Source organism: Paraburkholderia aromaticivorans (assembly GCF_012689525.1).
Lineage (GTDB): Bacteria > Pseudomonadota > Gammaproteobacteria > Burkholderiales > Burkholderiaceae > Paraburkholderia > Paraburkholderia aromaticivorans_A.
Genome location: NZ_CP051515.1, coordinates 1,066,840 through 1,085,444 on the forward strand (window position 1 = coordinate 1,066,840; position 18,605 = coordinate 1,085,444).

General features: G+C 61.6%; 17 protein-coding genes and 1 pseudogene. 11 read left to right on the forward strand and 7 right to left on the reverse strand.

Going from position 1 to position 18,605, the window contains the following annotated elements:
• Positions 1-144: 144 nt before the first annotated feature.
• Positions 145-1,068, reverse strand: coding sequence for a LysR family transcriptional regulator (locus tag HF916_RS16675; protein ID WP_168789992.1), 924 nt, complete (start codon positions 1,066-1,068; stop codon positions 145-147).
• Between the two features lie 187 nt (positions 1,069-1,255).
• Here HF916_RS16675 and HF916_RS16680 point away from each other — a divergent pair, with 187 nt between their 5' ends.
• From HF916_RS16680 to HF916_RS16690, 3 genes are read left to right on the forward strand one after another with little or no spacing between them, the layout of a single operon-like run.
• The gene (locus HF916_RS16680; protein ID WP_168789993.1) at positions 1,256-1,834 is read left to right on the forward strand and encodes a YceI family protein; all 579 of its coding nucleotides are present in this window, start codon (positions 1,256-1,258) and stop codon (positions 1,832-1,834) included.
• A 21-nt stretch (positions 1,835-1,855) separates the two neighbouring features.
• Complete coding sequence (locus HF916_RS16685) at positions 1,856-2,461, forward strand: FMN-dependent NADH-azoreductase (protein ID WP_168789994.1); 606 nt, start codon at positions 1,856-1,858, stop codon at positions 2,459-2,461.
• A 39-nt stretch (positions 2,462-2,500) separates the two neighbouring features.
• The gene (locus tag HF916_RS16690) at positions 2,501-3,406 is read left to right on the forward strand and encodes an NmrA/HSCARG family protein (protein WP_168789995.1); all 906 of its coding nucleotides are present in this window, start codon (positions 2,501-2,503) and stop codon (positions 3,404-3,406) included.
• Between the two features lie 36 nt (positions 3,407-3,442).
• Here the strand turns inward: HF916_RS16690 and HF916_RS16695 are convergent.
• Positions 3,443-4,060, reverse strand: a pseudogene (locus HF916_RS16695) (SMP-30/gluconolaconase/LRE-like region family protein); the annotation flags it as partial.
• Positions 4,061-4,143: 83 nt separating this feature from the next.
• Between HF916_RS16695 and HF916_RS16700 the strand changes: the two are divergent.
• From HF916_RS16700 to HF916_RS16710, 3 genes are all read left to right on the forward strand, one after another.
• Positions 4,144-5,076, forward strand: a complete 933-nt coding sequence (locus HF916_RS16700) for a LysR substrate-binding domain-containing protein (RefSeq protein ID WP_168789996.1) — start codon at positions 4,144-4,146, stop codon at positions 5,074-5,076.
• A gap of 47 nt (positions 5,077-5,123) precedes the next feature.
• Positions 5,124-6,281 (forward strand): alpha-hydroxy acid oxidase, encoded by a 1,158-nt coding sequence (locus HF916_RS16705; protein ID WP_168789997.1) that lies wholly within the window; start codon positions 5,124-5,126, stop codon positions 6,279-6,281.
• 377 nt (positions 6,282-6,658) lie between these two features.
• On the forward strand, positions 6,659-7,756 hold the full coding sequence (locus tag HF916_RS16710; RefSeq protein ID WP_168789998.1) for a porin: 1,098 nt from the start codon (positions 6,659-6,661) through the stop codon (positions 7,754-7,756).
• A gap of 61 nt (positions 7,757-7,817) precedes the next feature.
• Here HF916_RS16710 and HF916_RS16715 read toward each other — a convergent pair whose 3' ends face one another.
• From HF916_RS16715 to HF916_RS16730, 4 genes are all read right to left on the reverse strand, one after another.
• A complete protein-coding gene (locus HF916_RS16715) occupies positions 7,818-8,510 on the reverse strand; it encodes a Crp/Fnr family transcriptional regulator (protein WP_240975563.1) in 693 nt (230 codons plus the stop codon).
• A 133-nt stretch (positions 8,511-8,643) separates the two neighbouring features.
• On the reverse strand, positions 8,644-9,450 hold the full coding sequence (locus HF916_RS16720; RefSeq protein ID WP_168789999.1) for an acetoacetate decarboxylase family protein: 807 nt from the start codon (positions 9,448-9,450) through the stop codon (positions 8,644-8,646).
• A 52-nt stretch (positions 9,451-9,502) separates the two neighbouring features.
• Entirely contained in the window at positions 9,503-9,925 is a 423-nt protein-coding gene (locus HF916_RS16725) for a tautomerase family protein (protein WP_168790000.1), read from the reverse strand.
• Between the two features lie 33 nt (positions 9,926-9,958).
• Entirely contained in the window at positions 9,959-11,398 is a 1,440-nt protein-coding gene (locus HF916_RS16730) for a coniferyl aldehyde dehydrogenase (protein WP_206001900.1), read from the reverse strand.
• Between the two features lie 109 nt (positions 11,399-11,507).
• On the opposite strand from HF916_RS16730, the gene HF916_RS16735 reads away from it, so the two are divergent.
• The gene (locus HF916_RS16735) at positions 11,508-12,476 is read left to right on the forward strand and encodes a LysR family transcriptional regulator (RefSeq protein ID WP_168790001.1); all 969 of its coding nucleotides are present in this window, start codon (positions 11,508-11,510) and stop codon (positions 12,474-12,476) included.
• A gap of 126 nt (positions 12,477-12,602) precedes the next feature.
• On the opposite strand, the gene HF916_RS16740 is transcribed toward HF916_RS16735, so the two are convergent.
• On the reverse strand, positions 12,603-13,259 hold the full coding sequence (locus tag HF916_RS16740) for a FadR/GntR family transcriptional regulator (RefSeq protein WP_168790002.1): 657 nt from the start codon (positions 13,257-13,259) through the stop codon (positions 12,603-12,605).
• 224 nt (positions 13,260-13,483) lie between these two features.
• On the opposite strand from HF916_RS16740, the gene HF916_RS16745 reads away from it, so the two are divergent.
• Genes HF916_RS16745 through HF916_RS16760 form a run of 4 tightly spaced genes read left to right on the forward strand, consistent with a single transcriptional unit; the run spans position 13,484 to position 18,587 of the window.
• On the forward strand, positions 13,484-15,268 hold the full coding sequence (locus tag HF916_RS16745; RefSeq protein WP_168790003.1) for a gamma-glutamyltransferase family protein: 1,785 nt from the start codon (positions 13,484-13,486) through the stop codon (positions 15,266-15,268).
• Between the two features lie 48 nt (positions 15,269-15,316).
• Entirely contained in the window at positions 15,317-16,729 is a 1,413-nt protein-coding gene (locus HF916_RS16750; protein ID WP_168790004.1) for an MFS transporter, read from the forward strand.
• 33 nt (positions 16,730-16,762) lie between these two features.
• A complete protein-coding gene (locus HF916_RS16755; RefSeq protein WP_206001901.1) occupies positions 16,763-17,317 on the forward strand; it encodes a GAF domain-containing protein in 555 nt (184 codons plus the stop codon).
• A 1-nt stretch (position 17,318) separates the two neighbouring features.
• The gene (locus HF916_RS16760; protein ID WP_168790005.1) at positions 17,319-18,587 is read left to right on the forward strand and encodes an MFS transporter; all 1,269 of its coding nucleotides are present in this window, start codon (positions 17,319-17,321) and stop codon (positions 18,585-18,587) included.
• Positions 18,588-18,605: the final 18 nt, after the last annotated feature.

Sequence of the window (18,605 nt, forward strand, 5' to 3'; positions counted from 1 at the left end):
GTGAACGACGGCGCCGTCGCTATGCAGGCCTTGCCACCGGCCGGCACCGGCTTGATCCCTCTCATCACTGAAATGAGCGTGAAATGATCTGTCCAGCGGTGAATCGACTCTTACGCTTCGCGTACCACGGATAAGGTGACGAACTTATCGGCTGGCATGGCTCTGCGAGGAGTTTGTCATCGCTTCGCCGAGCTTCTCCGAAATAAACTCGGCGAAGACGGCCACTGCGGGCGGCACCGGCGGGCGGCTCGTGTAGACGAGCTGCAGACCGAGGCCGGTGCTCGCGCGCCGATAGGTCGGCAGCACGCGCACCAGTTTCCCCTTCGCCATGACTGGCTCAACTATTAGCTGCGGCAGCAGCGCAATACCCAGTCCAGCTATACATGCCTCCGCCAGCACTCGCATGTCGTTGACCGCGAACCGGCTGTTGATCGAGACTTCCTGACTACCGCGTGGACCCTGCAGACGCCACGCGTTGCGACCTTGGCGATTAGAAATCGTCAGACAGTCGTGTTCGGCCAGTTCACGCAGCGTGCGTGGTGCAGCGCGCCGTTTCAGATAGGTAGGACTCGCCGCGAGGATCATGGCACTCGGAGCGAGCCGACGTACCTTAAAGCCGCTACCGGTCTCGATGCCCATGCGCAAGGCAAGATCGATGCGCTCGGAAATCAGATCGGTCGGCGTATCGTCGAGCAGAAACTCGAGGCTGATGTGGGGATAGCGTGCGTAAAACTCGACCAGCCATTCCATCCCGATGAGTTCGAACAGGCCGGCCATCGCGGCCACGCGAACCGAGCCGGACGGTGCCTGCTCATCCGCATGGAGCCGCCCGATCTCGAAGATCTGGTCAAGCGCGGGTGCATAGCGCTCGAACAGCGCCTGACCTTCCGTGCTCGGCGCGAGTTTGCGTGTCGAGCGATGCAGCAGACGTGTACCAAGTTGCCCTTCGAGTTTATCGATGCGCCGGCTCAACGTGTTTGCCGGCATCCGGAGAAGCCGCGCCGCCTCGGAGAAACTACCGGCGCGAACTACCTGAACGAACATTGCCAGATCATTCAGATCGAGCATGTTATTACTCCATAAATGGATTAATCCAATCCCATCTTACCATCTAGTGTGAAGCGTATTTAATCCCCATACTTGAGGTGTTCCACAAGAGGCGGTCGTAAAAACTCATTCTTCTGCTCCACGGTGGCATTGCACCACCTGAAGCCTTGCACGGGCGCCGCAACTTAACGATTTCAAGGAAATTGATTTGAAGAAGCATCTGATGATTGCGGCTGGTGCACTCGCCGCCTCGCTGTCGTTTTCGGCATTCGCGGACGTGTCGACGTACCAGCTTGATCCGGACCACACGTACCCGAGTTTCGAGGCCGACCACATCGGCGGCCTGTCGGTCTGGCGTGGCAAGTTCGACAAGTCGCAGGGCACGGTGACGCTCGATCGCGCGGCGAAGACTGGCGCCGTTGAAGTGACGACCGACATTGCGTCGGTCCACACGGGTAGCACGAAGCTCGACCAGAGCCTGCAGTCGGATCAGTTCTTCGACGCGTCGAAGTTTCCGGATGCAACCTACAAGGGCGCGCTCAAGTTCAAGGGCGACAAGCCGGTCTCTATCGTCGGCAATCTGACGATGCATGGCGTGACCAGGCCATTGACGCTGAAAATCGACTCGTTCAAGTGCATGCAACATCCGATGCTCAAGCGCGAAGTGTGCGGCGTCGACGCGGTGGGCGAATTCGATCGCAGCGACTTCGGTGTCGACTTTGGCAAGACGTACGGCTTCAGTATGAAGACCCGGCTGCTCATCTCGGCCGAAGCGCTGAAGCAGTAATCCCGTTCGGAGATAAGTCTTATGAAACTGCTACACGTAGATTCCAGCATCCTCGGGCAAGCCTCGGTCAGCCGTGATCTGTCAGCGGATGTAGTCGCGACCTTCCGGGGCAACCATGCTGAGCTTGCGGTCACCTATCTCGATCTTGCCACCACGCCGATCGGGCATTTAACGGCAGCACACCTCGCGGCCGCGCAAGGCGCTACGGTCGACGAGGCATTGAAGTCCGACGTCACCGCGGGCCAGGTCGCGCTCGAAGACTTCCTGGCCGCCGACATCGTGGTCATTGGTGCGCCGATGTACAACCTCGGCGTGCCCTCTCAACTGAAGGCCTGGATCGACCGCATCTCTGTCGCGGGCAAGACGTTCAGCTACGGCGAGCACGGCCCGGTCGGACTATGCGGGGGCAAGAAGCTGGTCATCGCTTCATCGCGCGGCGGCGTTTACAGCGAAGGCTCGCCCGCAGCTCTCTTCGATCATCAGGAAACCTATCTGAAGGCGGCCTTCGGCTTTCTTGCCATCACGGACATCAGCTTCATTCGCGCCGAAGGCGTGGCGATGGGTGAGGACGCACGCAGTGGGGCGATCGCCTCTGCAAAGAAAGAGACCGCCGCGCTCGCTGCGTGAGCTAGCACCGTCCACCCAAATATCCCTTGGAGCACAACCATGTCGAACACGCAAAAGCTCATCGCCGTCGTGGGCGCAACCGGCCAGCAAGGCGGCGCCGTTGTGCGCGCGCTGCAGGCGAGCGGTCAATTCAAAGTGCGCGCGTTGACGCGCAATCCGGCCGGGCATCCAAAGCTGGGTGACGAAGTCGTTCTAGCTGATTTCAATCGTCCGGAAACGCTTGAGGCCGCTTTTGCCGGAGCACACGGCGTTTTCCTGGTGACCAATTCCTGGGAAGCACAAGCAGACGAGCCCAAGCAGGCGATCGCGGCGATCAACGCCGCGAAAGACGCCGGCGTCCAGCACTTCATCTGGTCGACGCTTCCCAATGTGGAGACGATCACCGGCGGCGCGATCAATGTCCCGCACTTCACGACCAAGGCGAAAATCGAACCCATCGTGAGCGAGGCCGGATTTGCGTACCACACGTTCGTGGTCGCGCCGTTCTATTACCAAAACCTGATCGGCCTGATGGCTCCGCAGAAACAACCGGATGGTGCCGTGGGTTGGGCGCTGCCGCTTGATCCGGAGCGACGCGTCATCCATATGGGCGACATTACCGAACTCGGCCGCCTCGTGGCCGGCGCGTTCGCGCAGCCGGAACTCGCGGGGCGTGGCGAACATTTGGCGATGGTCGGCGATTTCCTGAGTTTCAACGAGATCGTCGCCACCCTGAATCAACAAGGGAACTCGCTCTCGTTCAAGCAAGTCCCACGCGAGGTTTTTGCCGGCTGGTTTCCGCACGCCGACGGTATCGCGGCCATGCTCGCCTACTTCGAAGCGCACACGTATCTCGGCTCGGATTCGCACGACGCGACCGCACTCGCGGTCAAAGTCGCCGGCCAGCAGCCGACGAAATTTGCCGCGTGGGCCAAAGCAAACTTCGCAATCCCGGCAGCCACCTGAACGAATTGCATCCGTCAAACTGCGAACGAGCGGATACCCATGAGTGCTGTCGATGCAGAATCCGTCCCTGACCAATGCGGTCGTTTTGAACGCCGTACCGGGAAGCGTGGCGTCCGGTATGGCGATGTAGCCGTTCGCAGCATTGAAGTGGAAGAAGTAGAAGATATCGGGATTCTGGCCGGACGCCACGAGGATCCGGTTGGCGCCGACGGTGGCAAGTTGAGCGAAGTGCTCATCCCGTGAGCGATCGTTGATGTTGATGCGCGGGTCCGACGGATAGGCGAACGGATCGACGGTGTTCGCGACGAAGGCGCCGCCAGCGCTGCCGGTGCAGATGTTGGTGCCGCGATAGAACAAGGCGCCATCCGTGGCCGGGTCCGGGGCGGCGTCGCCCTCGAGGTTGAGGGACTGAAGCGTCCATCGCAGGTTGCCGGCACTGCTATACGCATGAATGTCGGTGCCGCCGTTGCGGCCGAGGTCCCAGCTTCCGCCCCAAGGGTTGTTGAGCACTTAGAGGTTGCCGGCGGTGTCCTTGCCGATGCCGGCGACGCGGGTGAAGCGCTTCGCGCCGACCTGGCCTTTGATGCCCGTCGTGGTGTCGAGATAACCGCCCTGAATGCCGAACGTACCGGCCAGCGTCGGCCTGCCTGAGAGCTTTAGCGGCTATCGACAACGAGACCGCGCCGTGCGAGGCTGTGACTATTCTTTCTCTGAATCGTCTGGATGGGCTACCGGATATGAGCATTTCCCGTCTGCGCCTTCCCTCTCTGGATGGGCTGCTGGCGTTCGAAGCCGCGGCGCGGTATGGCACTTTCGAGCGCGCCGGCGAAGCGCTCTGCATCACGGGAAGCGCGGTTGCCAAGCGCGTTGCCGCGGTCGAGCAACTGCTCGGCATTCAGCTATTGGACAGAAGCGGAAGAACGCTGGTGCTGACCGATGCCGGCAAGGACTACCTTCAACAGGTCGCGGGGCCGCTTCGTTTGCTGTCGGCGGTGCCGTTGCATCGGCTCGATGACGGACGCAAGCAGCGCTTGCGCCTCTGCGCGCCGCCCACGTTTTCGCGCCAGATTATCGCGCCCAGGCTCGACGAATTGAGTGACCGGTACACGTCGATCGAACTGGAACTGGTCCTGAGCGTGCCGGATACGGACAGCCCGCCCCGCGATACCGATCTCTGGATTCGAGGCGGCGAGCCCGTCGAGGCGGGATGCACGATCTTGACGCGAGATCGCGTAACGCCGCTGATCGCGCCGTCGCTTCTGACGCGTGTCGAACCATTACTTAAGCCCGCCGACATGGCGAGTGTGCGGCTTTTGCGGACCTCACTGGAGCCGTGGACGCCATGGCTGCGCGCCGCGGGTCTCGACTGGAGCGAGCCTGATACAGGGCCACGGCTGATGGATCTCGGCTTGTTGCTGGAGGCGGCGGCAAGCGGGCAAGGCATCGCGCTCGGAAGGCCGACGCTTGCATTGGCATGGCTGGAAACGGGGGCACTCGTCCCCTTGTTTCCCGACATTGCGTGCCCCGTGCCGCCGTACTATCTGATGCCGCATGCCGCGCAAGGCGCTGCGGCCGACATTGCCGCCTGGCTGGTCGACATCTGTGCGCGTGCGAACCGGGCATCGTCGGAATATCTTTCGCGTTTCACCGGAACAGATTTCGCGGGATAAGGAGCGGGCGGCCAGTAGTATCGCTTCGATACAACTGGAGTGAGACAATGCCCGACCCAATCGCATGCATCGAAGACCTGCGCGCAGCGGCCCGCCGGCGCGTGCCGCGCATGTTCTACGACTACGTCGACTCAGGCTCATACACCGAGTCGACCTATCACGCAAACGAAGCCGATCTACGGCAAATCAGATTACGCCAGCGCGTGGGCGTCAATATCGACGCAAGAAGTCTCGAGACCGTGATGGCCGGCCGCAAGGTCGCGATGCCGGTCGCGCTCGCGCCGACCGGGCTCGCCGGAATGATGAGAGGCGACGGCGAAATTCTCGCGGCGCGCGCGGCGCAGCGTTTTGGTGTGCCGTTCACCTTGTCGACCATGAGCATTTGCTCGATCGAGGACGTCGCCCGGAGCGTCCCCAGCCCCTTCTGGTTTCAACTCTATGTCATGCGGGACAGGGCATTCATCGAGCAGCTGATGCAGCGCGCCGCAAGCGCTGGGTGCACCGCACTGGTCGTGACGATGGACCTGCCGGTGGGCGGTCAGCGCCATAAGGACGTGCGCAACGGTCTGTCCACGCCGCCTCGCATGACCTTGAACAACCTCCTGAACATGGCGAGCAAGCCGGCCTGGACCTGGGGCATGGCGCGAGCGAAGCGGCGCCACTTCGGCAATATCGTCGGCCACGTCAAGGGTGTCGACGATATGTCTTCGTTGGCTTCCTGGGTGAGAGATCAGTTCGATCCGACCGTGACATGGGCGGACATCGAATGGATCCGCAAGCGCTGGAACGGCAAGCTGATCCTGAAGGGGATTCTCGACACGCACGACGCGCTTCGCGCGGTCGACGCCGGCGCGGACGTCATTGTCGTTTCGAATCATGGCGGCCGCCAGCTCGATGGCGCGGTGTCGACGATCGAGGCATTGCCGTCGATTGCGGAAGCGGTCGGCGAGCGCGTCGAGGTGTGGTTCGACAGCGGCATCAGGACGGGACAAGACGTCCTGAAGGCCGTGGCCCTCGGTGCACGCGGCACGATGATCGGCCGGGCGTTTCTCTATGGACTCGCGGCGGCGGGCGAGGCGGGTGTCCGAAGAAGTCTGGAAATCATCGCCGCGGAACTCGATACGACGATGGCGCTGTGCGGATATGCCGATATCGGCGCGGTCGGCCCGGAGATTCTGGCTTCGAGAGGTTTTGCGCAATCGTAAGCAGGTCCTGGCCGGATCTGCGTGAAATGTAAGTTTTCTGGCAGTCGTAGCCGGCATTCCAGGGCAACGTGTAGCCGTGGGCATAACGTTCGATAACGAAGCCGGTCACACATCAAGGCCAGGGCCTTCAGGGCGCCGTGCCTCACAGCAAAACCGCTTTTACTCGACGGAGACCGTCGACACGTCGTACGCCTTGAACGCGACATATCAAGGCGGCTGATTCGATCAATTTGTTTCGTAGTACAGCATAATCAGAATATTGGAGTGATGGGATGAGGAAGAAAAGGAGACTGCTCGGTAACGCCGTTCCGCGAATGCGTGATCGGAGCGAGCAAATAAAGATCGGTTCGGCAAGGCCGCGCAAATGTGTGCCGATCATGCTCGCGGGCGTTATTTCAAGTGCGGCGCTGTATTCCGCTTCGGCGAATGCGCAGTCGTCGGTGACGCTTTACGGGCTTGTCGATGCCGGCGTTCGCTATACCACGCATGCGAATCCCGCTGGCGATTCGCAGTTTCAACTCGCCAACGGCGAAAGCGAGAGCCTGTTTGGAATAAAAGGCGCGGAAGACATTGGCGGCGGCACGAAGGTGATCTTCGATATCGAAAACCGCTTCTTTCCGAACTCGGGGGCAACCGACCCCGCTTATCCGTTCTTCAACACGGCGCTTGTCGGCCTGCAGTCGGACACCTTCGGCAAGCTGACGCTGGGGCGTCAGATCAATCCGCTCTCCGACGCGGTTCTCGATGCATTCGTGACGAACCGCTGGCTGCCGACGTTCTATCAGTTCCGGCCGGAAGTCACGATGGCGCAGGGCGTATGGACGAGCAACATGGTCAAGTACGCGGCGCGCTGGCAGTACCTGACGGCCGAAGTTTCGTATGCGTTCGGCGGCGCGGCAGGCCACTTCGGCGCGGGGAGCCAGATTGGCGCGTCTCTCCTGTATCTGCCTGCCGCGCCACTGAACCTGGCGGTCGCTTATCTTGACTCGCGCGACGCGGTGAATGCATCGGCCCATCTCAAGTCGTGGACTGCCGGCGGTTCGTATGCGTTCGACAGCACCACGGTGAGCGCCGGCTGGGTTGTGAACCGGCAGGACGCCGGCTTTGTCGGTAACTTCCCGAATGGCCCGTTTTCCGCGCCCGCATTGACCGCGCTGAAATTCAACGCGTTCACCTCGCGGCAGATGTTCTTTGGCGGCGTGACGCAGCAGATAGGTCTCGCGACACACCTGTCCGCCAACGTGTGGCGCACGACGCAGACCGGAAAAACGCAACCCGCGGACGGAAACGCGACCCAGTTCCAGCTGCTTGGGGACTACAACTTGTCGAAACGTACGGACATCTATCTGGAAGCCGACTATTCACTGTACCGGGGCGGCATGGTCGGCGCGCAATTCCAGGGCATCAACGCAGTGAGCTCGGCCTATAAGACCACGCAACTGGGCGTGACTGCCGGCTTGCGGCATCTGTTCTAGGAGGGATGCACAACGCTCGCGAGTCTGGCGAGCGTTCCCGCTGATCTGTTCATTGGCGCGATCAAACGCAATCCTGAAAGGACGAGAGAATCTCTTTCGAGCATATTTCGATTCGACCATAACGGAGCACGATCGCGCCTTGTTCGGCCAGGGTCTTGAGTTCCAGGGCGAGCGTCTGGCGTGTGATGCCGAGCATCATGGCCAGCGTGTCCTGCGAGAGGCTCAGCTCGCGGCGACACTGCGGCTCGCACGACACGTCGCCTGAAGCGAGCAGCAGCAGGCGTCGGGCGATGCGCGCGCGTGTCGAGTGCAGCGTGGCGTCTTCCACCATGCGATAGAGCCAGTTCATATGGATCGACTGCAACCCGGCGATCGCACGAACAAAGGCGGTGCTCTGCATCAACGCTTCGAAAGCGGCGGCCCCGACCACGAAGAGAGTCGACCGGTCGAGCGCCACGACATCGCGTGGGCGAGGCTGCCCGCTCGTCAAGGAGGTCTGGCCGAACCAGTTGCCCGCTTCAATGACGGCGAGAATCGCTTCCTTGCCGTCTTCACGCAGTGTGAATGCTTTGAGCCGGCCGCTTTGGATTCCGTAGAAGGCAATCGGCGCGTCATCGCGGCGGAACAGATATTCGCCGGGGTGGAGCGTCATCAATTCGCTTTGCCGCATCAGCGCCTCCTGTTCCTCCGCAGGCAACGCGCAGAACCACGGGTTGGTCCGCATGGCTGCGGACGTGTCGGTGAGGTTGGCCATGTGCAGCAGTCCCGGTACGTATCAACAATGAAGCGTGGCGGCTAAAAGCCGCCACGCTACGCGCTCTCATGTTGGAAGGCACTTCCCAGTTTCCGTCGGGGAGTACCGTGGCCCTCGGTCGGCCTGTCCAGTTTTATTTCGTGTTATCGACCAGCGTTTTCAGGTCCGTCACGCTGTACGCCATGGAGCCCCGAAAGCCCGCTCCCACTCGCACCGGCTGCAGATCCGAAATCTCTTCGCCTTCGGCAAGCGGGAACGAGAGCTTGCCCTCTCCAGACCACACGTCGGCGATCTGCGCGTTGTCCATGATGGACATCACGAGTTCGTTGACGGCCGGTGTTTGATGCTCGCCTGCCGCGAGACGCGGGAAGTAGCGCAGATTGACAACCGGCCGACCAGCGATGCCGAGCTTCGACACGTCGGCGACTGCCTGCTCGAGCTTGACTTCGGCACGCGCCAGCCGCTGTCCGGACGCGGACGCCGTGGCGGCGAAGCGGGTGCCCGCCGCGACCGGCGCAGCCGCCGGACTCCGTGCAGCAAATGAACGCGTCTGATACACCTGCCCGTAGCGCTTCGGGAAACCTTGAATCAGGCCGCGCATCATGGCCGAATCGTTGTCCACGAAAATATACGGGCAGTACGAAACAGGCTTTCCGTCGTACAGGGCGTCGATCAGAATGAAAAACTCGCGGTATTGATAACGGGCCGGGTCGAGGAGTTCGTCGTCTTGCGCGGTGAATTGCCAATCGATGAACAGCGCCGTTGCATGGCCCGGCGAAGCTGGATCGATACTCAGGCCTTTGGGGAGCACGGCGGCCGCCGCGGCCGGGTCGGCCCAGAATTCGACCAGGAGGAAGTCGCCGGAATAGTGCCAGGGCGGCGGGGGCGCGATACTCGAAAGACCTCGGGGCGAAAGGGGAATGGTGAACTGCTTCTGCATGGCGACTCCGGATCGAATGGACGGATAACAAAAAGTAGACCGCGTGTCGGCGTTACCGGCCGGTGGAAGACACCGGTGTATCGGCGCTGCGAATGACGGCGCCGCGTCCTGCCAGCCCGTTTCCTGGCGACCAGTTCTCACTGGCCACCTCGATGATGTTGATGAAGACATCCACAGGATCGACGCCCGGGTCGGCCTGGAGCTTCCTGACGAGGTGTTCGTAGAAGCGCTGCTTGTCGTCGGCTGTGCGGCCGACGGTCAGCGTGATCTGGATCAGCAGCAGGGCCGGACTCCGTTCGAACGGGAACGTCATGTTCGCGAGGAAGTTGGCCTCTTCATGTTCGCTGACGGTCATGAAGAAGGCTTCCGGGTGCACGCCCAGCGCTTCGTTGAGCGATGCGTGAATGCCTTTCAATACGGCAGTGCGGAATTGCGCAGATTGACCCTTGCGCATGTAAACATGTGTCATTGGCATGGAAAACTCCGTGTGCTATTCCTGCGTCAAATCTCAAGCGTCGATCATGCTGTTGACAGCCGCTTCCGAAGCCGCCAGATAAGGCGCTCGCATCAGCAGATTCGATTCGCCGCCCGCGCTTTGAAACACAACGGGTTTCGCATGGCTGAACGCCCGGTAGCCATATTCGCCGTGATAGTGGCCCATGCCAGATCCACCCACGCCGCCGAACGGCAGCGTGTCGAAGAACACGTGGGTCATCGCATCATTGACGACCAGCGCGCCGGACGTGGTGCGCGTCGATACCTGCTCGTGCTCCGCCGCGTCGTCGCCGAAGTAGTAGAGCGCCAGCGGACGCGCGCGTGCATTGATATAGGCCAGCGCCTCGTCGAACGTCTCGTAGGTCACCACGGGCAGCACCGGGCCGAAAATTTCCTCTTGCAGGACGCGCATGGTGTCGGTGGCGCCGGTGATCAGGGTGGGCGCCATCTTGCGCACGGCAGGGTCGGAAAGATCTTCGCCCGTAGGCGCCAGGCTCGCGATGCTGGCGCCTTTCTGACGGGCGTCCTCGACGAGCGCGAGCTGGCGCTCGAATCCGCGCGTGTTGATCATCGCCGTGTAGTCGGGATTCGCGCGAATGGTCGGATACATCTGCGATACCGCCGCCTCCGCCTGCTCCACGAACTCGCGGACGCGGTTCCTGGGAATCAGGACATAGTCCGGCGCAAGGCAGATCTGCCCAGCATTGAAGGTTTTCACCGTGAGGACGCGCTGTGCCGCGCGTTGCAGGTCCGCGTCCTTGCCGACGAGCACCGGCGACTTGCCGCCCAGTTCCAGCGTCACGGGCACAAGATTTTCCGATGCCGCGCGCATGACGTGGTGCGCGACCTGCGTGCTGCCTGTGAACACCAGATGATCGAACGGCTGCGCGCTGAACGCCGCGCCTGTTTCAGCGCCGCCAAGCACGGTGGTGAATTCATCGCTGTCGAAGTAACGCGCGACCAGCTCGGCCAGCAGCTCCGATGTCGCGGGCGTCAGTTCCGACGGTTTGAGCATCACCCGGTTGCCCGCCGCGAAGGCACCCGCTAGCGGCCCGAATGCGAGCACGATGGGGAAATTCCACGGGCTGATGATGCCCACGACGCCAAGCGGCTGATAATCGACGCGCGCCTTGACGCCAGGGAACGGTTCCGTTGTCGCCGGCTGGTTCACCCATGCGTCGAGATGCTCGCGGTTGAAACGCAATCCCTCGACCGACGCCAGGATATCGGCGAGCAAGGTCTGCTGCCTGCCGCGACAGCTGTAGTCCGCGTTGATGGCCTCGACGAGCGCGTCCTTGTGCGAGCGCAGCAGATCGATTGCACGATCGATGCGGTCTTTGCGCAGCGCGACCGTCGGCGGGCCGTCTTTGAGATGGGCGCGCTTCATCGTTTCGAGTTGAGCGTGGATCTGCGCGGCAGCCGGCTCGACCGGCAGTCTGAAATTCATCGACATGGGTTAGTGCTCCAGATGGCAACTTGTTGTCTTGCAACGACGTACGCACTGATCCTAACTACTCGTCCTTCGTGCGAAAATACCGTCTGATCCAAAAGATTGTTACGTCATGCGCAAGAATCTGGACTACGGAGTGCTGCACGCCATGACAGCGTTCGTGCGGGTCGTCGACGCCGGAAGCTTCACGGCGGCGGCCGTGCAGATGGAGCTGACCACGGCACAGGTGTCGAGGCTCGTTTCCGAGCTGGAGAACCGGCTGCAGACCAAGCTGCTTCAGCGAACGACGCGGCGCATGTCGGTCACGACGGCGGGCGAGCGCTACGCCAACCAATGCCGGACGATTCTTGAACTGGTGACGGAAGCCGAAAGCGAGGCAAGCGGCGCACGCATCCAGCCGGGCGGCCGGCTGAGAGTGCTCTGCATGGCGAGCTTTGGCGATCGCTACGTGGTACCGCTGGTGGCAAAGTATTGCGCGATGTATCCCTCGGTCACGGTGGAATACAGTGCCTCGCAATACGTGCCGGATCTGTTGGCGGAAGGCGTTGACGTGAGCGTGTATGTCACTCGGAAATTGCCGGATTCGAGCATTGTTGCGCAGCGTCTAGGGGCGGTTCACGGCGTGTTGTGCGCCTCGCCGGACTATCTCAAGCGGCATGGCTCCCCGAAGTCCGTGGATGATCTGGGCGACCACGCCGCTCTGCGGCTCGTCAATTCCTCATCGACGGCGCATTGGGAATTGACCAACGGTAAGAGCACGCATTCGATTCAACCGGTAGGGCCCCTGGTAGGCGATCATCCGGAGGCGGTTCTGCACGCGGCATGCAGCGGGTTGGGCATTGCCATGCTGCCGGGCTTTGCGGTGGTGGACCAGATACGCAAGGGCGAGCTCGTGCACGTGTTGCCTCAATGGCGCTCGCCGGAACATGGCGTCTACGTGTTGATGCCGTCCAGACGTTTTCTCGAAGCCAAGACGCGCGCGTGGGTCGAATTATTGAAGGCTGAGTTGCCCGCGGCGATCGAACGCGACGCAATGCACTTCGTGCAAAAGACCGGGTCGAGGCGGCGCTCGCACGGTTGAAGTTCTGGCTGTGAATACGCATCACTGAAACAGTTGCCGTTCAGTGCGCGTCCTCGCTATCGGCGCGTACTGAACCTTGCGCGTGCGGTCCCGGCCCCGGCCCCGGCAGTCTGGCTTTCACGAAAATCAGCTCGCCTTACCCGATGCCCGCCCTTGAACGCTCAGCAGATGCTCGCGCATGCAGCGGGCCGCTGTCTCTCCATCACGCGCTTTCATGGCATTGACGACAGCCTGATGCTGCTGGGCGAAATACTGCCGGGTCTCCTGGGCCGCCGTCTTCTCACGCACGTCCGGTTTGACGCGCATGCCGTTGATGACTTCCATCAGCGCGATCAGTGCGGGATTGCGGGTGGCCTGCCCAATCAGCAAGTGAAAGCGATGATCCCATTGCTGCCACTCTTCGTCGTCTTTCGCGGCAGCGTTTTTACGCGCGCACTTTTCCAGTTCCAGCAGATCGTCCCAACTGGCTTTCGTTGCGGCGAGTTCCGCGAGTGCGGGCTCGAACAGCAGCCGCATTTCGGCGATATCCGCCGGACTGGTTCCCGCGCGCAGTCCACGCAGCGTGGGACCAAACTTCAGCGGCCGCGCGCCCAGATAAGTGCCGCGCCCGACACCGCGCCACACCCGGCCCGACGCCTCCAGTGAAGCCAGCACCGAGCGCAGATCCCTCCGACTGACGCCAAGGTCTTCGGCCAGCTTTCTTTCGGGCGGCAGCGCGTCGCCGTCCTTGAGTTGATGGTCGGCGATATAGCCGAGCAATCCTTCCAATGCCGTCTGTTCCATTTTCTTCAACCGAACCAATGATCATTGGTATCAACGGTAGCAGAATTGGCGCGGCGCGACGCGCAGTTTCCTGAAATTTTTTTGACCCGGTATATTGCTGGGGGATTTCGGGTTAGCATCACCTGAAATTTACTGGCTTTGGTAGTATTTTTATGGTTTGTTTAATTCGTACCTATCGCGATTGGTTCAGTCGCCAGTCGCCCGCGATCGCAAAGGAGCAGCGCATGTCGTTCACAACCCGCCCGGAACTGATCGGCACATTCGGCATGGTGGCTTCCACGCACTGGCTAGCCAGTGCGTCGGCCATGGCCGTGCTTGAGAAAGGCGGTAACGCATTCGATGCCGCCGCCGCTGCCGGTTTTGTTCTGCAGATCGTCGAGCCGCATCTGAACGGTCCGGGCGGCGAACTGCCGGTCGTGTTCTACAGCGCGCGCGAAGACCGCGTGCGCGTGCTGTGCGGGCAGGGCGTGACGCCCGCGAGCATGACCATCGAGCGCATGCGGAAGTTAGGGCTGGAAGTCGTGCCGGGTACGGGACTGCTGCCTGCCGTGGTGCCCGGTGCATTTGGCGCGTGGATGGCCATGCTGCGCGATTACGGCCAGTTGCCGCTCGAGGACGTGCTGAGCTACGCGATCGGTTATGCGGAAAACGGCTACCCGGTGCTGCCGCGCATGACTTCATCGATCCTCGCCATCAAGGATTTCTTCCGGACGGAATGGACGACATCGGCCGAGCAATGGCTGCGCGACGGCGACGCACCAATGCCAAACCAGTTATTCGCCAACCCGGCCATTGCGAACACGTATAAGCGCATTCTGCGAGAAGCGAATACCCGGCGTGACCGCAGCGAACAGTGCGAACGCGCCCGCGAGGTTTTTTATCGCGGCTTCGTGGCTGATGCCATCGACCAGTATTTTGGTTCGACGGCCGTTCTCGACACGTCGGGTCAGCGCAACCGCGGCCTGCTCGACGCCGGCGACCTCGCTCGCTGGGAACCGTCCTATGAAGACCCGGTTTCGTACGACTACGGGGACCTCCGTGTCCACAAGACCGGCCCGTGGGGCCAGGGGCCGATGTTCCTGCAGCAGCTCGCGCTGCTCAAAGGCTTCGATCTCGCGGCCATGGATCCGATGGGACCGGATTTCGTGCATACGATCATCGAGTGCTCGAAGCTTGCGTTCGCCGATCGCGAGGTGTTCTACGGCGATCCTGCATTCGCGCACGTACCCATGGATGTGCTGCTGAGCGACGCCTACAACGACGAACGTCGTCGGCTGATCGACCCGCGCCGGGCGTCATTGGATTTTCGTCCTGGCAGGCTGGGCGACAGCGAGCAGCGCGCCGCGCGCATCATGGCATTGGCTGGAAAGGAACAGTCCGGCGGCTTCGGCCAGGGCGAACCGACCTTCGCGCCGTTGCCTGAACTGCGAGGCGATACGGTTCATCTCGATGTCGTCGACCGCTGGGGCAACATGGTGTCGGCCACGCCGTCGGGTGGCTGGCTGCAGGCGTCGCCGGCGGTGCCCGGTCTCGGCTTCAACGTCACCACGCGCGCGCAGATGTTCTGGATGGAAGAGGGCTTGCCTTCGTCGCTCGGGCCGGGGCGCCGTCCGCGCACGACGCTGTCGCCGACGCTGGTCACCCGCGCCGGCAAGCCCTACGCCGCATTCGGCACGCCCGGCGGGGATCAGCAGGATCAATGGTCGATCCAGCTCTTCCTCAAACACGTGCACGCCGGCATGAATTTTCAGGCAGCCGCAGATTCGCCCTCGTTCCAGACTGCACACTTTCCGGGTTCGTTTTACCCGCGCGCGATGCATCTCGGCAAGATGTCCGCCGAGTCACGTTTTCCGGAAAGTACCCTTGCCGAATTGCGCGCGCGTGGCCACGACCTGACCGTGGCCGAGCCCTGGTCGCTCGGGCGCGTCTGCGCGGTCGGGATCAGAAACGGTCTGATGCGTGGTGCAGCGACGCCTCGCCAGATGCAGGCCTACGCAATTGGGCGATAACCTCGGCGTGGCGGAGATCGTGTCCATTCCTTCAGGGAGAAAGTTACCGTGTCTGCCGTAGCCGCTCGTCTTGAAAGACTTCCGTTATCGGGCTTTCATCGGAAACTCCTGCTCATTGGTGGGTTGGGATATCTGTTCGATGGACTCGATTCATCGTCGCTCGCGTTTCTGCTGCCGGTCGTGAGCAAGCTATGGCACCTGAGCAGCGCCGAAACAGGCCTCGTGGCGAGCAGCACCTATATCGGGTACTTCTTCGGCGCCTTCCTGTCAGGCGTACTCGCCGATCTGATCGGCCGTCGGCGCATCATGATGACGGCGCTGGCGATTTACTGTGTCGCGTCGCTCGCGAGCGCGGCCGCTACGGACTGGCACACGTTCTTCGCGCTGCGCATCGTCGCGGGATTTGGTTCCGGCGCGGAGACCGTGGTGATCGCGCCATTCCTCGCGGAATTCGTGCCGCGTCGCTACAGAGGGATGTTTTGCGGCGCGCTGGTCGGCTTCATGTCGTTCGGCTATCTGAGCTCATCCATCCTCGGCTTCGTCGTGGTGCGAAACTATGTCGATGGCTGGCGCTACCTCGCCGTGGTGACGTCGCTGCCCGTCGTCATGCTGCTCTGGTGGCGCAGGACGCTGCCTGAGTCGCCACGATGGCTCGAGAGCCAGGGCCGAACGGATGAAGCGAACCGGATCGTGAGCACGATCGAGTCATGGTTTGCCGGCAGAGGCATTCATCTTCCGCCTGTCGGCTCCGTCGGCGTGCTTCCCGCATCGGCACGTGCAAGCGGTAGCGCATTGCAGAACGTGCTGACGTTGTGGTCGCCGCGACTCGCGCGCACTACGGCAGTCAGCTGGCTGATGTGGTTCTCGGTGGCATTCGCGTACTACTCGTTCTTCTCCTGGATTCCGAGCTTGCTCCTCAAAGAGGGTCTCACCATGACGAAGAGCTTCGGCTATTCCATCGCGATCTATGGGGCGCAGATTCCGGGGTATTTCTCGGCCGCCTGGCTCAATGAACGGATCGGGCGGAAGGCGGTGGTCGCATCGTACATGTTGCTGGGCGGCATAGCGGCGATCGCGCTTGCGTTCTCTCACACGGGCATCGGGATCATGGTCGCGGGCATATGCCTGTCGTTCTTCATGAACGGTGCGTTCGCAGGCGTCTATGCGTACACCCCGGAAGTATTCCCGACCGCAGTGCGCACGACCGGCACTGGGTCGTCGTCATCGTTTGGCCGCATCGGCTCGGTGAGCGCTCCCATTCTGGTCGGCCTCGTCTATCCCGTGCTGGGTTTCCTGGGCGTGTTCGCGATGACCACGACGGTTCTGCTCATCGGGGCCTGTGTAGTTTTCTTCCTGGGTATCGAGACTCGCAACCGCTCGCTCGAAGACATCGAGGCCGAGGAATTCGGTCGCGCGCAGGATGTTCGAGGCCCGCTCAATTCCACTGAAATACACGGCTGAATGCCGTGATTTGCCAACTTTCCCATACAGACCATGCAAGGCATCCGGATCGAAACTGCGCCGCCCACCCCGCAAGCGCTGAACATGTCGAACCTTGAGCAACTCGCGAAGGCCATGCGGATCAAGGGTCAGCCGATGGCGATTTTCCGTGCGGTTCATGAAGTAGCGGCAAGCGCAATCGGCTTCAGCCTGTTCACGATCATGTCCTACGATGCGCAAAACCAGGAGGTGGAGCGCGTCTATACGAACATGCCCGACGTCTATCCGGTTGGCGGGCGCAAGAAGAAACACGGCACGCCGTGGGCCAAACAGATCCTGCTCGACCTCAAGCCATTTCGCGCGGAAACCGCACAGGGCATCCGCGAAGCGTTCGACGATCACACCGTGATGACCGGGATGGGCCTCGGATCGATACTGAACATTCCGATCGCGTACGACGGCGTGTGCATCGGCACGATGAACCTGACGCATCAGGAGAGGTGGTACACGACGAGACATGAAGAGTTGGGATTACTGATTGGTTCCTTCCTGGCTCCCGCTCTCATTGCGCGCCATACGATATCCGCCAGCAGCTTGACTGCGCTCTGACATGACCACTACCCAACGTGTTGCGACAACGTCGCCGGTGAGCCAGACTTCCGGGTCGCAAGGCCGCTGGTTGCTTGTTTTCATTCTCGGTTATCTTGCGCTCATGGCCGATGGCGCCGATGTCATGATGTACGGCCTCACGCTGACGCGCATCAAAGACGACTTCGGGCTGAGCAATGTCCAGGCCGGAGCATTGGGCAGCCTGACGTTGTTAGGCATGGCGGTCGGCGGGATTGTCGGCGGCTGGGCGAGCGATCGCATAGGGCGGGTGAGGGTGGTGGTCTGGGCGCTGGCGCTCTTTTCGCTCGGCGCGGGGCTGCTTGGGCTCACGCACAGCTTTGTGGAATTCGCGATCGTCCGCTTCATCAGTTCGTTGGGCATCGGCTCCATGGTGCTGGTCACGACGCTCGTTGCCGAATACGTGCCCACGGAACGGCGCTCGCTGATTCTGGGTGCCTTGCAGACCGGCATTTCGGCCGGCTATATCGTGGTCATTGCGCTGAGCAGCTGGATTTTGCCGCACTACGGCTGGCGCACGCTGTACTACGTGTCGGCGATACCCGTGGTGTTTGCTTTGGCGATCAAGTTCGCGGTGCCCGAGCCGGCTAGCTGGCAGGCGAGCCACGCCGTCGAGCGTACAAGCCAACGCCGATGGCGCGACAGCCGCTACCACGTGATTTTCAGCAATCGACAGACGCGAACCCTGTTTATCCTGTGGACCTTGGCCTCGGTGTTCATTCTTTCCGGGTTCTATGGCCTGAATAACTGGCTGCCGACGTACCTTGAAAAAGAACTGCATATCAAGTTCGGCGCGCTGACGGGATACATGATCGGGACTTACGTAGTCGCGTTCATCGGCAAGATCTTCGCCGGCTGGCTGGGCGACCGCTGGAGCCGGCGTGGCGTGTATGTCCTCGGCTGTGTGGGTGCCGCGCTCTTTCTGCCGGTGATCATCTTCTGGCATACGCGTGAGAACATTGCCGTTCTCATGCTTTTCTTCGGGTTTCTGTACGGCGTACCACTGGGCACGATCGGCACGTTCATGTCCGAGAGTTTCGCCACTTCCATCCGCGGCACTGCTGTGGGTGGCTCCTATAACCTGGGCCGCTTCTGCTCGGGTGCGGCGCCCATTGTGATCGGCTTCCTGGCCACACAGTTCTCCATCGGTCTGGGCTTCCTCGTGGTCGGCGCGGTGTTCTTCCTGAGTGGCGTGACCGCGCTGTTCATCCCGGACCGTTTGTATGACACGGACCGGCCGTCCACGCCGTGACTTGAAGCAGGTGCGCAA

Bases quoted from the DNA above. Each gene is read 5' to 3' on its own strand.
- HF916_RS16690 (WP_168789995.1), top strand. From the start codon at position 2,501: ATGTCGAACACGCAAAAGCTCATCGCCGTCGTGGGCGCAACCGGCCAG.
- HF916_RS16720 (WP_168789999.1), bottom strand. From the start codon at position 9,450: ATGCAGAAGCAGTTCACCATTCCCCTTTCGCCCCGAGGTCTTTCGAGT.
- HF916_RS16755 (WP_206001901.1), top strand. From the start codon at position 16,763: ATGCAAGGCATCCGGATCGAAACTGCGCCGCCCACCCCGCAAGCGCTG.
- HF916_RS16760 (WP_168790005.1), top strand. From the start codon at position 17,319: ATGACCACTACCCAACGTGTTGCGACAACGTCGCCGGTGAGCCAGACT.
- HF916_RS16685 (WP_168789994.1), top strand. From the start codon at position 1,856: ATGAAACTGCTACACGTAGATTCCAGCATCCTCGGGCAAGCCTCGGTC.
- HF916_RS16745 (WP_168790003.1), top strand. From the start codon at position 13,484: ATGTCGTTCACAACCCGCCCGGAACTGATCGGCACATTCGGCATGGTG.
- HF916_RS16700 (WP_168789996.1), top strand. From the start codon at position 4,144: ATGAGCATTTCCCGTCTGCGCCTTCCCTCTCTGGATGGGCTGCTGGCG.
- HF916_RS16730 (WP_206001900.1), bottom strand. From the start codon at position 11,398: ATGTCGATGAATTTCAGACTGCCGGTCGAGCCGGCTGCCGCGCAGATC.
- HF916_RS16735 (WP_168790001.1), top strand. From the start codon at position 11,508: ATGCGCAAGAATCTGGACTACGGAGTGCTGCACGCCATGACAGCGTTC.
- HF916_RS16725 (WP_168790000.1), bottom strand. From the start codon at position 9,925: ATGCCAATGACACATGTTTACATGCGCAAGGGTCAATCTGCGCAATTC.
- HF916_RS16740 (WP_168790002.1), bottom strand. From the start codon at position 13,259: ATGGAACAGACGGCATTGGAAGGATTGCTCGGCTATATCGCCGACCAT.
- HF916_RS16675 (WP_168789992.1), bottom strand. From the start codon at position 1,068: ATGCTCGATCTGAATGATCTGGCAATGTTCGTTCAGGTAGTTCGCGCC.
- HF916_RS16705 (WP_168789997.1), top strand. From the start codon at position 5,124: ATGCCCGACCCAATCGCATGCATCGAAGACCTGCGCGCAGCGGCCCGC.
- HF916_RS16710 (WP_168789998.1), top strand. From the start codon at position 6,659: ATGCTCGCGGGCGTTATTTCAAGTGCGGCGCTGTATTCCGCTTCGGCG.
- HF916_RS16715 (WP_240975563.1), bottom strand. From the start codon at position 8,510: ATGGCCAACCTCACCGACACGTCCGCAGCCATGCGGACCAACCCGTGG.